This window comes from Bifidobacterium sp. UBA744 (genome assembly GCA_002298605.1).
In the GTDB taxonomy this organism is placed as follows: Bacteria; Actinomycetota; Actinomycetes; order Actinomycetales; family Bifidobacteriaceae; genus Bifidobacterium.
Genome location: DBKS01000060.1, coordinates 31095 through 45063, shown reverse-complemented (window position 1 = coordinate 45063; position 13969 = coordinate 31095). Strand labels below are relative to the sequence as shown.

Below are 13969 nucleotides of genomic sequence, written 5' to 3'. Positions count from 1 at the left end.
CCGCGTGCACAGCGTGGCCGGCCCGGTTTACGTTGTCGTAGCAGAGCGGCATTAGGCTGGGCGCCCAGTGGGGGTCGTTCCGGATGAGGGGCGTCCGATCGACAAGCAAGAGGAGCCGATAATGGCGAAGAAGGAAGTGGATGGTCGGGGACTCGACATCCCGAATCGTATCAAGGCGCTGCCGGTGAGACGCACCGGCCCCGTTGTGGCGGCCGTCATCGTGGCGCTGCTCGCTGCGATGCTGGTGCAGGGGATGGTCACCAACGAGCGGCTCGACTGGCCGACCGTCTGGAAATACCTGTTCAATGAGAGCGTGCTGGAAGGCGTGGGGTATACGCTGCTGCTGACCGTGATCTCCATGGTCGTGGCGATTGTCCTATCGGTGATACTCGCGGTGATGCGCAAGTCCATCAACCCGGTGCTTCGCGGCGTGAGTTGGTTTTTCATCTGGTTCTTCCGCGGCACGCCAGTGTACACCCAGCTGGTGTTCTGGGGCCTGTTCTCCGTGCTGATCCCGAAGATTTCGCTGGGCATCCCCTTCACCGACGTGTCCTTCTGGTCCATTGACTCGGCGGTGGTCGTCACAGCGTTCAACGCCGCCTGGATCGGTCTGGCGCTCAATGAGGCCGCATATCTGTCCGAGATCGTGCGCGCCGGACTCGAGGCGGTTGACGCCGGTCAGAGCGAGGCGGCCAAGGCGCTGGGCATGAGCCGTGTGCTGATCATGCGGCGCATCATCCTGCCCCAGGCCATGCGCATCATCATTCCGCCGACCGGTAATGAAACCATCGGCATGCTCAAAAGCACCTCGCTGGTGCTGGCCGTGCCGTTCACGCTTGATCTGCAGTATATGACCAATGCCATCGCCAACCGCACCTACAAGCCGATTCCGCTGCTGATCGTGGCCTGCATCTGGTATCTGCTCATCACCTCGATCATGATGGTCCTGCAGTCACAGCTCGAGAAGCACTTCGGCAAGGGCTTCAACGCCCGTCCCGTGGGGGTCAAGGGCAAGCAGCCGCCGTATGAGCCGGCGTGGCCGGGCAAATCGGACGGCGAGCCAAAAGACGATGTGAGCAAAATCAACCAAGCCGCATTCACCGGGCTGAATGCCTGAAGGAGACTGACCCATGACTGAATCCAACGGCGACGACGTTCGCGCGAACGAGACCGTTCCGGCCGTCAAGGCGACCGGCGTGCATAAGGCCTTCGGATCGCTGCATGTGCTCAAAGGCGTCGATCTGACGGTGATGCCCGGCACGGTAACCGTGATCCTGGGACCGTCCGGTTCCGGCAAATCGACCCTGCTGCGCCTCATCAATCAGCTGGAAACCCTGACCGGCGGTTCGATCGAGGTGGACGGCGAGCTCATCGGCTACAAATACGTGACGCGCGGCGGCAAAAAAGTGCTGCAGACGCTTAACGACAAGGAGGTGGCCGCGCAGCGCGCAAAGCTCGGCATGGTGTTCCAGCGGTTCAACCTCTTTCCGCATATGACGGCCATCGAGAACGTGATGGAGGCGCCGGTGCATGTGAAGCATATGAGCAAGCACGAGGCGCATGAACTGGCCGTGCAGGAGCTGACGCGCGTCGGGCTCGCCGACCGGTTCGACTACTATCCCGCCCAATTGTCCGGTGGCCAGCAGCAACGTGTGGCCATCGCCCGGGCCCTGGCCATGAAGCCTGAGATCATGCTGTTCGATGAACCGACCTCGGCGCTTGATCCGGAACTTGTGGGCGAGGTGCTCAACGTGATGCGCTCGTTGGCGGATGCCGGCATGACCATGATCTGCGTGACGCATGAGATCGGCTTCGCCCGCGAAGTCGCCGACCAGGTGGTGTTCATGGACGGCGGCGTGGTGGTCGAGAAGGGCGGGCCCGAGATCATCGCCAACCCGAAGGAGCCTCGTTTCAGGGATTTCCTGCAGCATGTGCTGTAGGCCGCGGCCGTGTCGGGCGAGGCGGCGCGGCAAGCTGGACGCGAGACGCGGGGATTTTGCGCCGGAGGCAATGCGTGCGAGTTTCCGTGCCTTTTGTTTGTTATGGTGGGGGACATGTGTGGAATCGTAGGATATGCAGGATCGATACAAACCGCGTGCGGCAAGCCGCTTGAGGTGTGCCTCCAGGGCTTGAAGCGGCTCGAATACCGTGGCTATGACTCGGCCGGCGTCGCGTTGTCCTCGCCTGATATGGATCATGTCGAGGTGCGCAAGAAGGCGGGACGCCTCAGCAACCTCGTCGAGAGCATCGAACGTGATCCGATGCCGGCCGCCACCGTGGGCATCGGCCATACCCGCTGGGCCACCAACGGCGTGCCGAGTGATGTGAATGCCCATCCGCATACCAGCCGTGACGGCAAGGTGGCGATTATCCATAACGGCATCATCGAGAACGCCTCGCAGCTTCGCCTTGATCTGCAGGCCGAGGGGTACCGCTTCTCATCCAGCACCGACACCGAAGTGGCCGCCAAATTGCTGGGCAAAATCGTCGACAAGATCATCGAGGACGAGGGGCATCCGGATCTGTTCAAAGCCATGCGCCGTCTGGCGCGCATGCTTGACGGCGCGTTCACCATTCTCGCCACCGACTGCAGGCAGCCGGATATCGTGGTCGGCGCGCGCCATGACTCGCCGTTGGTGGTCGGGCTTGGAGACGGGGAGAATTTCCTCGGTTCCGATGTCGCGGCCTTTGTCGCCTACACCAAGCGCGCCATGGAAATCGATCAGGACCAGGTTGTCTGCGTGTCCGCCGACCGGGTGGTTGTCACCGACTTCAACGGCAATGTGGTTGAGCATCCCCACACCTACACCGTGGATTGGGATGCGTCCGCCGCCGAGAAGGGCGGTTGGGATTCCTTTATGGACAAGGAGATCCACGAGGATCCGGCCGCCGTGCAGCGTACGCTGCTGGGGCGCCTTGACGCCAACGGCGATCTGGACCTCGACGAAGTGCATATCGACGAGCATGATTTCAAGGCGATCGACAAGATCATCGTAATCGCCTGCGGCACGGCCAGCTACGCGGGACAGGTGGCCAAATACGCGATCGAGCACTGGGTGCGCATCCCCGTGGAGGTGGAACTCGCGCACGAGTTCCGCTACCGGGATCCGATCCTCACCCCGCGTACACTGGTGGTGGCGATTTCCCAGTCCGGTGAAACCATGGATACCCTGATGGCGCTTCGCCACGCCCGTGAGCAGGGTTCCAAGGTGCTGGCCATCTGCAATACGCAGGGCGCGTCGATTCCGCGGGAATCCGATGCCGTGCTCTACACCCATGCCGGTCCGGAAGTGGCCGTCGCCTCCACCAAGGCGTTCGTCGCGCAAATCACCGCCGTGTATCTGCTGGGCCTGTATCTGGCGCAGATCAAGGGGGCGATGTTCCGCGACGAGATCCATCAGGTGCTGGATTCGCTCAAGGAGATGCCCCGCAAGATCCAGTGGGTGATCGACACCCAGTCATCCGCCATCCAGCAGGCGGCCGAACGCATGCTGGACGCACGTTCCTTCCTGTTCCTGGGTCGCCATGTCGGCTATCCGGTGGCTTTGGAAGGCGCGTTGAAGCTCAAGGAGATCGCCTACACCTTTACCGAGGGGTTCGCGGCCGGCGAGCTGAAACACGGTCCGATCGCGCTGGTGGACGAGGGGGAGCCGGTGGTGTTCATCGTGCCGCCGCAGCGTGGGCGCAATGTGCTGCATGCCAAGGTGATCTCCGGCATCGAAGAGGTGAAGGCCCGTGGCGCATTCATCATCGCCGTGGCCGAGAAGGGCGATCCGGATGTGGAACGCTATGCGGATGTGGTGTTCTGGCGCCCGCAGTGCCCGACGCTGATGAGCCCGCTGGTGGATGTGGTGCCGTTGCAATTGTTCGCCATGGACATGGCCAAGCTCAAAGGCTATGACGTGGACAAGCCTCGCAACCTCGCCAAGTCCGTCACCGTCGAATAGGCGATGAGTGACCGGCAGAGGTCCCAGCGAGCCGCTCGCCCCCATCGTTGGGTGACCGAGGAGCCGTCCATTCCGTTTGGAATGACGGTGCTGTATGAGGACGAGCGGATCATTGTGGTCGACAAGCCGCATTTTCTGGCCACCATGCCGCGTGGCATGTGGTATCGGCAGACGGCGCTGATCCGGCTGCGCGAGCAATATGGCGAGGAGGCGATCGTCCCCGCCCACAGGCTGGACCGCCTGACCGCCGGCGTGCTGGTGTTCGTGCGCGACCCTGCTTGCCGGGGCGCCTATCAGATGCTGTTTCAGGAGCGGCGGGCGATGAAGACCTATGAATGTCTCGCACCGCTTGCGCCGGTGCGACGACCTCGATTCGGCACGGTCGAATGGCTTGAGGCGCCTCGGCCGTTTCCGCTGCTGAGGCGGTCGAGAATCGTGAAGAACCGGGGCGTGCTGCAGGCGTTTGAAGAGCCCGGTGTCGTGAACGCCGAAACGCTGATTGAACGCGATGGGCTGGCAGGAGGCGCTTCAGAAGGCCGTGGCCTCGCCAAATACACCTTGCGTCCGCGTACCGGCAAAACGCATCAGCTGCGCGTTCATATGAATTCATTGGGATTGCCGATCGCCGGCGACGTTTTTTATCCCGTGCTGCGTCCCCTGCGTGCGTGGGACGATTATTCGCAACCGTTGCAGCTGGTGGCGCGCACCCTGTCCTTCATCGATCCCGTCACCGGCGCGGCGCGCAGTTTTCGCTCCCGCATACCGTTGGGATGTGTCGCGCCTGGCCCCGATGACGTGGATCACGACCTGAATCATGCGTCGCCATTGGAGTGTTGCATATGAAAATCGTCATTGCCCCCGATTCCTTCAAAGGATCGCTCACGGCACTTGAAGCCGCTCGAGCCATGGAGGCCGGCGTGCTTCGCGCCTGTCCGGACGCGCAATGCGTGACCGTGCCCATGGCGGATGGCGGCGAGGGCACGGTGCGCTCGATGGTGGATGCGACGGGCGGGCGCCTTGTCTCCGCGCGGGTTACCGATCCGCTGGGCCGTTCCGCATGCGCCGAATACGGCATATTGGGTGACGGGCATACCGCGGTGATTGAGATGGCCGCCGCCAGCGGCCTGCAATATGTGGATGACGCGACGTGCAGCCCGCTGACCGCCACCACCTATGGCACCGGCGAGCTGATCCGGGATGCGTTGGACCGCGGCGTGACCGACCTGATCGTCGGACTGGGCGGTTCGGCCACGAATGATGGTGGTGCTGGTATGGCCCAGGCGCTTGGCGTGCGGTTCCTGGACGATCATGGTGAGTCGTTGCCGTTCGGCGGCGGGGCCCTGGCTCGATTGGCGAAGGTGGACGTCTCCGGCATGGATGCCCGTCTTGCCGGCGTGCGCATTCGGTTGGCTTCGGACGTGACCAATCCGCTCACCGGTCCGCGCGGCGCCTCGCTGGTATTCGGCGCGCAGAAGGGCGCGTCCCCGGCGGTGGCGGCTCAGTTGGACGCGGCGCTGGCTCATTACGCGGCAGTGATTCGCCGGCAACTGGGGCACGACGTCGAAACGCTGCCCGGCGCAGGTGCCGCGGGGGGTCTGGGCGCCGGATTCCTGGCATTCACCGATGCGGTCATGCAATCAGGTGTTGATGTGGTGGTTGAGGCGACCGGATTGGCGGCGCTGGCTCGCGGGGCGGATTTGTGCCTCACCGGCGAGGGGCGCATCGACGGCCAGACGAGGTTCGGCAAGACGCCGGTCGGGGTGGCTCGTGCGGTGAAATCGGCGTCGCCGAATTGCGTGGTGGTGGCGTTGGCTGGCGGTGTCGGCGATGGCGTCGACCAGCTGTACGGCCTTGGCATCGACGCGATATTCGGCATTTTGCCCGGTGTCGCCACGCTCCATGACGCGATGGATCAGGCGGCCTCCCATCTCGAGTCCACCGCCTGCAACGTCACGCGTCTGCTACTTCGCCGGGCCGGGGAATGACGGGAAGTCGCTTACCGAGTTCCGCTCGACCAGATGCGGGGGAATCGTCGACCTGACGTTGACCGGGAGAGACTCGCCCTCGCAGGCGCTCATCACCATGTCGAACGCCGCCCGTCCGATGGTCCCGAAGGGAATGTGCATGGTGGTCAGGTCCAGCCGCGGCACATATCCGCCCAGCGAGTCGTCGACGCCGATGACGCTGACATCCTCGGGAACGCGTTTGCCGCAATGCCGCAGGGCCTGGATGCAGCCATAGGCCATCTGGTCGTTTGAGGCGTAGACCGCGGTGCAGGTCCCGTCCTCGGCAAGGCGCAGCCCTGCGTCGTAGCCGCTGTCGGCACTCCAGTCCCCGCGAAGAGGCTCCGGCGGCGTGACGCCGTGATCGCGCAGCGTGTCTGCCCACGCCTGCTCGCGGGCCTGTGAGGCGCGTGACCGGGAGGGGCCGGTGATGTGGTGCACGGTACGGTGGCCGGCGTTCAACAGTCGGGTGACCGCCTGCCGTGAGCAGTCGGTCTGATCCACGTCGACGGTGGCGCAATGGGGGAGCGGCCCGTCGGTGATCAGCACGGTTGGCAGATCCTCGGGTGGGGCGAAACTCGCGATATCGTCCGGTGCGTTTTCAAGGGCGATGATCGCGCCGTCGACGGGCAGGGCGGCTATGCGCGATATGGCGGCGTCCAGCGTAGTCATGGGGTGTCGCGCGTCGGCGTCGTCCAGCGTGATCAAGGTGATGGCGTATCCCTGACGGGCCGCGGCCGCGCTGATGCCGTGGAGCAGCAGCATGTTGCCGGTTTGGGTGATGTTGAACAGGATGACGCCGATGTCGTGGAAGCTGCCGCGCTTCAGGGCACGCGCGGCGAAATTGGGTCGATATCCCGTCAGTTCCATGGCCTGCCGCACTCGTGCGGCGGTGTCCGGCCTCACCAGATCGCTGCCGTTGGCGACGCGCGAGACGGTTTGCGCGGACACGCCGGCCACGCGTGCCACATCGTGCAGGGAGGCGGCGTTGCGGTGGCGGTGGGACATATGCCGATATCCTTTCCGGGGGTGTCGCGTATGAGGTGTTGGTTACAATGATAACGTAAACATTCACGACGCGGGCGTTTTGCCGCGAGACATGGAGGTCTCCATGGGCATACAACATAGGACGTTCAATTGGCCGCAGCCCCTGAAAGGACAGAGCGAACGCATCTGGTATGGCGGCGACTACAACCCCGACCAATGGCCGGAGGAAGTATGGGACGATGACATTCGCCTGATGCGGCGGGCCGGCGTCAATCTGGTCTCCGTCGCCATCTTCTCATGGGCGAAAATCGAACCGTCCGAAGGCGTGTTCGACTTCGACTGGCTGGATCGCATCATCGCCAAGCTGGGCGAGTCGGGCATCGCCGTCGATCTCGCCTCCGCCACCGCCAGCCCGCCGCTCTGGCTGACCCAGGCGCATCCCGAGGTGCTGTGGAGGGACTACCGCGGAGACGCCTGCTGGCCGGGAGCGCGTCAGCACTGGCGTCCGACAAGCCCGATCTTCCGCGAATACGCGCTCAAGCTGTGCCGCGCCATGGCCGAGCACTACAAGGACAACCCGTATGTGGTCGCCTGGCATGTTGGCAACGAATACGGCTGTCATAATCGCTTCGACTATTCCGACGACGCCATGCGGGCCTTCCAGGAATGGTGCAAGAGGCGCTACAAGACCATCGACGCGGTGAACGAAGCGTGGGGCACGGCCTTCTGGGCGCAGCACATGAACGATTTCGGCGAGATCATCCCGCCGCGCTTCATCGGCGACGGCAACTTCATGAACCCCGGCAAGCTGCTGGACTTCAAACGGTTCAGTTCCGACGCGCTGCTCGAGTTCTACCAGGCCGAGCGTGACGCCCTGCTCGAGATCACCCCGGGCAAGCCGGTGACCACCAACTTCATGGTGTCCGCGAACGGCACGGTACTGGATTACGACAAGTGGGGCGCACAGGTCGACTTCGTCTCCAACGACCACTACTTCGCCCCCGGCGAATCGCATTTCGACGAGCTGGCCTATGCGGCTTCCCTGACGGATGGCATCGCGCGCAAGCACCCGTGGTTCCTTATGGAGAATTCCACCTCCGCGGTGAACTGGCGCCCGATCAACATGCGCAAGGAGCCAGGGCAGCTGGTGCGCGACGGGCTGGCGCATCTGGCGATGGGAGCGAACGCGATCTGCTTCTTCCAATGGCGGCAGTCCAAAGCCGGCGCCGAGAAATGGCATTCGGCGATGGTTCCGCATGCGGGGGAGAACAGCCAGGTCTTCCGCGACGTATGCGAACTGGGGGCCGACCTCAACCGGCTGGCCGATGAGGGACTGCTCGACACCTCACTGGTGAAATCCAAGGTGGCCGTGGTGTTCGACTACGAATCGCAGTGGGCCACCGAACACACCGCCACTCCCACGCAGGACGTGCATCATGTCACCGAGCCGCTTGACTGGTTCCGCGCGCTGGCCGATCAGGGCATCACCGCCGATGTGGTGCCGGTGGCCGGCCCGTGGGACGAGTACGACGCCGTGGTGCTGCCGAGCCTATACATCATTGACGGGGCGACCGCCCGGCGCGTACGCGAATACGTTGCGAACGGCGGCAAGCTCTTCGCCACCTACTACACCGGTCTTGCCGATGAGCGGGACCATGTCTACCTGGGCGGCTACCCGGGGGCGATCGGCGATGTGATGGGCGTGCGCATCGAGGAGTTTGCGCCGCTGGACAGCCGCGGCGAATACGACGGTGCGATTGATCACCTCGACCTGAGCAACGGCGCGGTGGCGCACGACTTCGCCGATGTCATCGCCTCCACGGCCGACACGGCCCGCGTGCTGGCCACGTTCAAGGCCGATCCCTGGACTGGATTGGACGGGGTTCCCGCGATTACCGTCAACCAGTATGGCGACGGCAAAGCCGCGTATGTGGGCGCTCGATTGGGACGTACGGGTCTGTCGGCCAGCCTGCCGCAGCTGCTTGACGAGCTCGGCATCGAAACCCGGCTCGAGCCGGATCGCGGCGATGTGCTGCGCGTCGAACGTGCCGACGAGCATGACGAGAACCACTTCGTCTTCATCTTCAACCGTGGGCGTGAGCGCGCCGTGGTCGACGTCGAAGGCGATCCGATTGTGGCATCGCTGACGCATGTCAGCGACAGCGAGCATTCGGCGGTCATCCAGCCGAACGGCGTCCTGGTCGTCAAGCTGTGAGCTGCGAGTTGTGAGTCGCGCCGCCCGCGGCGAGGCTACCGTGCGCCGGTGGTCCGGGCATAGATGATTGCCATGCCCTTGAAAATCAGGTCCTTGTCGTAGACGTCGATCAGGTCGGTGTCGTCGGTGAAGACGCTGCCCAGACCACCGGTGGCCACCACCTTGAAGTCCTCGTCGAGCTCGTAGCGGAACTGCCTGATGGTGCGTTCGATGCCGCCGAGGAAGTTGTAGTACAACCCGGCCTGCATGGCGGTGCGGGTGCCGGTGGCGAGAATGGATTTGGGCCGGGTGATCTCCACCTCGGGCAGTTGCGCGGTTTGCCCCCACAACGCCGCCGCGCCCGAGCGGATGCCGGTGGTGATGAGCCCCGCGGTGATCGTGCCGCTGGCGTCCACGTAGTTGAAGGTGGTGGCGGTGCCGAAATCGGCGACCAGCACCGGCCCGCCGTACACGTGGTAGGCGCCCGCGCAGTCGGCGAGGCAGTCGGCGCCCATGGATTTGGGATCGTCCATGCGGATGTTGATACCGGTCTTCACGCCCGGTCCCACCACCATCGGATCGATGTGCAGGAATTTGACGATGGACGAGCGGAACGAATGCATGACCTTCGGCACCACGGAGGCGACGATCACGTCATCCACGTCATCGACCGCGTAGCCGGACATGTCGAGGAATTCGGTGAGCAGCAGGCCGTACTCATCCGAAGTGTGATTGGCTTTGGTGGTGATGCGATAGGTGCCGACGATTTTCGGCCCCTCCAGAAATCCCAGGACGATGTTGGTGTTGCCGATGTCAACCGCGACGAGCATATGAGCCTCCTGTGTTGCGCCCCATCATAGCCGTATGGGATTTCGAAGCGCAGGAGCGGAACCGGTCCGCAGCCGAACGACCCGTCGGCGGCATGACCGCGCGCTTGTGGATGATCGCCAGTCCCTTGAAGATCAGGTCGCGGTCGTAGACGTCGATGGCGGAGGTGGCGTTGTTGAGAATCGAGCCGAGTCCGCCGGTGGCGACCGTGATGAAGTCCTCGTTGGTTTCCGCACGGAACTGCCGGATCGTGTATTCCACGCCGCCGAGGAACCCGTAGAACAATCCGGCGCGCATGGCCGCCGTGGTGTTGGTGCCGAGCACGGTGCCGGGGTCTGCGAGCTCCACCTCGGGCAGCTGGGCCGTTTGTCCCCATAGCGCGTTCGCCGCGGTTTGCAGACCGATGCCGATGGCGCCGGAGCGGAAGGCGCCGTGGCCGTCCACATAGTCGTAGGTGGTGGCGGTGCCGAAGTCGATGACCAGCACCGGCCCGCCATAGAGCGTGTACGCGGCCACGGAATCGGCGATGCGGTCGGCGCCCACGGCTTTGGGATTGTCCAATCGAATGTCGAGACCGGTGGGGACTCCCGGGCCGACCACAATGGGGTCGAGATCGGTGAGTTTGCAGATCGCGCCGCGGAACGCGTGCATGACTTTCGGCACCACGGAGGAGATGATTGCCCCCTCGACGTCGCCCGGACGTACGTCGGACAACGTCATGAAACGGCGCATGTTCAGCGCGTATTCATCCGCGGTGTGATGGCTTTTGGTGGTGATGCGGTAGGTTCCGACCACGGAACCGCCGTCGATGAAGCCAACCGAAATGTTGGTGTTGCCGATGTCGACCGCGAGCAGCATCAGGACTCCCGCATCGCATTGAGGCGTCTGAGGATCTCGCCGGCGAGCTGGGATTTGCCCATGATGCCGAGATGCTCCACATGCGCGGCGGCGGGCGCCGCGTCGCCGGTCGGGCCCTCGGTGACGTCGGCGTTGCCCGCGTTGCCCGCGTTGCCGGCACCGGTCGGGGTGAGCAGCGTCACCACATTGGTGTCGGTGGCGAATCCCGCACCCGGGGTCCTGAGGTTGTTGGCCACCAGCATGTCGCAGTGCTTTTCATTGAGCTTCCTCGAGGCGTTGTCGATCAGATGCTCCGTTTCCATGGCGAAACCGCACAGGATTTGGCGTTTCGCACCGCTTTTGTGCTCACCGGCCCATGCGAGGATGTCGGGATTCGAGACGAGCTCCAATGAGAACGAGGCGCGGCCCTGCTTCTTGATCTTCTGCGGGTGTACGGTTGCGGGCCTGAAATCACCGACGGCCGCCGCCATAATCGTGATGTCGGCGTCGGCGAATCGTTGCTTGACGGCGTGGAACATGTCGTCGGCGCTTACAGCGTCAACCATGGTGACGCCATGCACCGCTTCGAGCGAGGTCGGCCCGCTGACCAGCGTGACGTCGGCGCCCATGTCGCGCGCGGCCCGAGCCAGGGCATACCCCATTTTGCCGGTGGAATGGTTGGTCAGGTACCGTACCGGGTCCAACGCCTCCTGCGTCGGTCCGGCGGTGATGAGCACCTTGAGACCCCCCAGCGGCGAATCGGACGGATCCGCGGATCGTCGAAGCGCGGCGGCGACGGCCTCCTCGATGACGGTGGGTTCCTCCATGCGTCCGCGACCGGTGTCGCCGCAGGCGAGTTTGCCGATTTCCGGTTCGACGACGGTCCATCCCAGCTCGCGGCAGATGCCGATATTGCGTTGGGTGGCGGCGTTGGCATACATATGCGAGTTCATCGCGGGGCACAGTATCTTGGGTCCTCGGTCGTACGCCAGCACCGTGGAGGTGAGGGTGTCGTCGGCCAGTCCGGCCGCGATGCGCGCGATGGCATCCGCGCTGGCCGGGGCGATCACCAACGCGTCCGCCCAGGCGGCGTCGGCGATGTGGTTGATGTCCAATTGCCCGTCGGCCGGGGCCACGTCGCCCTCCGACGCCGGATGCTCCGAAAACATGGTCGTGCGGGCGGCGCGGTGCGTGATCGAGGCGAAGGTCAGCGGGGTGATGAACTGCTCGGCGGCACGCGTCATGACGACGCGCACCTCATGGCCAGCTTTGGTCCAATCCGAGGCAAGATGACAGGCTTTGAACGCGGCGATGCTGCCGGTGACCCCTAAAAGAATATGTGCCATATTTCACTTTCCGAATCGGTCGTTGCTTTGTGTCAATGCCGGTACCCAAGTATAATGTCGCGCGGCGATGGTCGACCCTCCGCGGCGGCTAATCGCGCATTGAAGAGATGAACATCACATCATTGAAGGAGAGACGCATGTCTCAGATCAATGGCGCGCACGGACAATCCGACGCGACCGAATCCAAGGATGCGCAGTCCGGCGCATCGGCTTCCACCGACGAGAGCCTCAACGCTCGCGTGAAACAGTCCAGGGGCGTTCCGCGCTGGGTGGTCCCGCTGATCTGCGTGATCGCCGTCGTGGCGATTGCGCTCGGCGTCACCGTGTTCCGCACCGCGGGCAAGGGCGACGGCACGCAGGGCGCCGGCGCATCGGCGCAATCCGACACGGTGACCGTGGGCATCAAGCTCGCCCCCGTCAACCTCGACATCCGCCACCAGTCCGGCTCGGCGCTTGAACAGCTCCTGATCGGCAATGTGTACGAGGGGCTGGTGTCCCGCGACTCCGACAACAAGGTGCAGCCCGGTCTGGCCTCCAGCTGGGACGTCAGCGATGACGGTCTGACCTATACCTTCCATCTCAACGAGCATATGAACTTCTCGAACGGCGACGTGCTGGACGCCGATGATGTGGCATGGTCCATCAACGAACTCAAGGCGCAGAAATACTACAACTACGATCAGGTCAAGAATCTCGACGCAGCCACGGTCGTCGACGCGAACACCGTGCAGCTGAAGCTGAGCGCCCCCGATTCCAACATGCTGTGGTATCTCTCCGGACGGCCGGGCCTGGTGTTCGACAAGGACGCGCAGTACGACGCCAAGACCACGGCGGTGGGATCCGGACCTTACGAGGTGCAGTCCTTCGACCCGTCCAGCCAGCTGGTGCTCAAGGCCAACGACCGGTACTGGGGAACCGCGCACAAGGCGAAGACCCGGAACGTCACCGTGCGTTTCCTGCCGGATGACAATGCGGCGGTCAACGCCCTCAAGAGCGGCGACGTGCAGGTGCTGTCTCCCATCGCGGCCACGTTGGCCAAGTCGTTCCAGTCCGATCCGGAGCATTACACGGTGAATGCCGCCGACGGATCCGACAAATTCGTGTTGGCGTTCAATATGACCAATCCGAAACTCGCCGACAAGCGCGTGCGCCAGGCGATTCGGTACGCCATCGACCACGATCAGATCATCGCCTCGCGTGGCGGCGTGGACAGCGCGTTGGGCGGCCCGATTCCGAATGTGGACCCCGGGTATGACGATCTGACCGGTTTGTATCCGCATGATGCGGACAAGGCGAAGGCGCTGATGGCCGAGGCGGGGTTCTCCGCCGACAAGCCGCTGGAACTGACGCTGACCTACGCCAACGTGTACGGCACCGAGTTGGGCGATCAGCTGCGTTCGCAACTGCAGCAGATCGGCATCGACCTGAAGATCAACTACGTGGAGTTCTCGACCTGGCTGCAGGACGTGCACACTAACGGCGACTATGAGCTGTCGCTGGTGGATCATGCGGAAAGCCACGATTTCTACAAGTGGGCGACGCCGACCTACTACTACCACTACGACAACAAGGACGTGCAGGATCTGTATGCCAAGGCGCTCGCCGCATCCGACGACGCCGAGGCCGACGATTATCTCAAGCAGGCCGCCAGGCTCGTCTCCGAGGACGCCCCGGCCGACTGGCTGTTCGAATATCGCGTTACGGTGGCCGCAAGCAAGGGCGTCGAGGGATTCCCGCAGCGTCTGAGCCAGAGCGTGCTGCCGCTGTACAACATGACCTATACGCCCGTGCGGTGACGGCTGTCGCAGGGGCGTCCCGCGGCATCCC

Annotated in this window: 10 protein-coding genes and 1 pseudogene; 7 read left to right on the top strand and 4 right to left on the bottom strand. The window is 63.8% G+C overall.

Going from position 1 to position 13969, the window contains the following annotated elements; all coding sequences use genetic code 11:
- The first annotated feature begins 121 nt into the window (after positions 1 to 121).
- The 5 genes from B2994_RS06905 (at position 122) to B2994_RS06885 (ending at position 5932) form a co-directional block, all read left to right on the top strand.
- Positions 122 to 1117: an amino acid ABC transporter permease gene (locus tag B2994_RS06905; RefSeq protein WP_291527633.1), complete on the top strand. Its 996-nt coding sequence runs from the start codon at positions 122 to 124 to the stop codon at positions 1115 to 1117.
- 13 nt (positions 1118 to 1130) lie between these two features.
- Positions 1131 to 1940: an amino acid ABC transporter ATP-binding protein gene (locus tag B2994_RS06900; RefSeq protein ID WP_291527632.1), complete on the top strand. Its 810-nt coding sequence runs from the start codon at positions 1131 to 1133 to the stop codon at positions 1938 to 1940.
- A 114-nt stretch (positions 1941 to 2054) separates the two neighbouring features.
- On the top strand, positions 2055 to 3947 hold the full coding sequence (gene glmS / locus B2994_RS06895) for a glutamine--fructose-6-phosphate transaminase (isomerizing) (protein ID WP_291527631.1): 1893 nt from the start codon (positions 2055 to 2057) through the stop codon (positions 3945 to 3947).
- An 81-nt stretch (positions 3948 to 4028) separates the two neighbouring features.
- Positions 4029 to 4790, top strand: a complete 762-nt coding sequence (locus B2994_RS06890) for a pseudouridine synthase (RefSeq protein ID WP_291527653.1) — start codon at positions 4029 to 4031, stop codon at positions 4788 to 4790.
- Positions 4787 to 5932 carry a glycerate kinase gene (locus tag B2994_RS06885; RefSeq protein ID WP_291527630.1) on the top strand — a complete coding sequence of 382 codons (1146 nt, stop codon included), beginning with the start codon at positions 4787 to 4789 and terminating at the stop codon, positions 5930 to 5932. Before B2994_RS06890 ends, B2994_RS06885 begins: the two co-directional genes overlap by 4 nt.
- On the opposite strand, the gene B2994_RS06880 is transcribed toward B2994_RS06885, so the two are convergent.
- Positions 5909 to 6958 carry a LacI family DNA-binding transcriptional regulator gene (locus B2994_RS06880; RefSeq protein WP_291527629.1) on the bottom strand — a complete coding sequence of 350 codons (1050 nt, stop codon included), beginning with the start codon at positions 6956 to 6958 and terminating at the stop codon, positions 5909 to 5911. The genes B2994_RS06885 and B2994_RS06880 overlap by 24 nt on opposite strands.
- Before the next feature lie 103 nt (positions 6959 to 7061).
- Here B2994_RS06880 and B2994_RS06875 point away from each other — a divergent pair, with 103 nt between their 5' ends.
- Positions 7062 to 9152: a beta-galactosidase gene (locus B2994_RS06875; protein ID WP_414630660.1), complete on the top strand. Its 2091-nt coding sequence runs from the start codon at positions 7062 to 7064 to the stop codon at positions 9150 to 9152.
- A 35-nt stretch (positions 9153 to 9187) separates the two neighbouring features.
- On the opposite strand, the gene B2994_RS06870 is transcribed toward B2994_RS06875, so the two are convergent.
- The 3 genes and pseudogenes from B2994_RS06870 to coaBC all read right to left on the bottom strand — a co-directional run bounded on the left by B2994_RS06870 (position 9188) and on the right by coaBC (position 12142).
- A complete protein-coding gene (locus B2994_RS06870; protein ID WP_291527628.1) occupies positions 9188 to 9961 on the bottom strand; it encodes a type III pantothenate kinase in 774 nt (257 codons plus the stop codon).
- 94 nt (positions 9962 to 10055) lie between these two features.
- Positions 10056 to 10817 (bottom strand): annotated as a pseudogene (locus B2994_RS06865) (type III pantothenate kinase); the annotation flags it as partial.
- Positions 10817 to 12142 carry a bifunctional phosphopantothenoylcysteine decarboxylase/phosphopantothenate--cysteine ligase CoaBC gene (gene coaBC / locus B2994_RS06860; RefSeq protein ID WP_291527626.1) on the bottom strand — a complete coding sequence of 442 codons (1326 nt, stop codon included), beginning with the start codon at positions 12140 to 12142 and terminating at the stop codon, positions 10817 to 10819. The pseudogene B2994_RS06865 and the gene coaBC, both read right to left, overlap by 1 nt.
- A gap of 137 nt (positions 12143 to 12279) precedes the next feature.
- Between coaBC and B2994_RS06855 the strand changes: the two genes are divergently transcribed.
- Complete coding sequence (locus B2994_RS06855) at positions 12280 to 13938, top strand: ABC transporter substrate-binding protein (protein WP_291527625.1); 1659 nt, start codon at positions 12280 to 12282, stop codon at positions 13936 to 13938.
- The last annotated feature ends 31 nt before the right edge of the window (positions 13939 to 13969 follow it).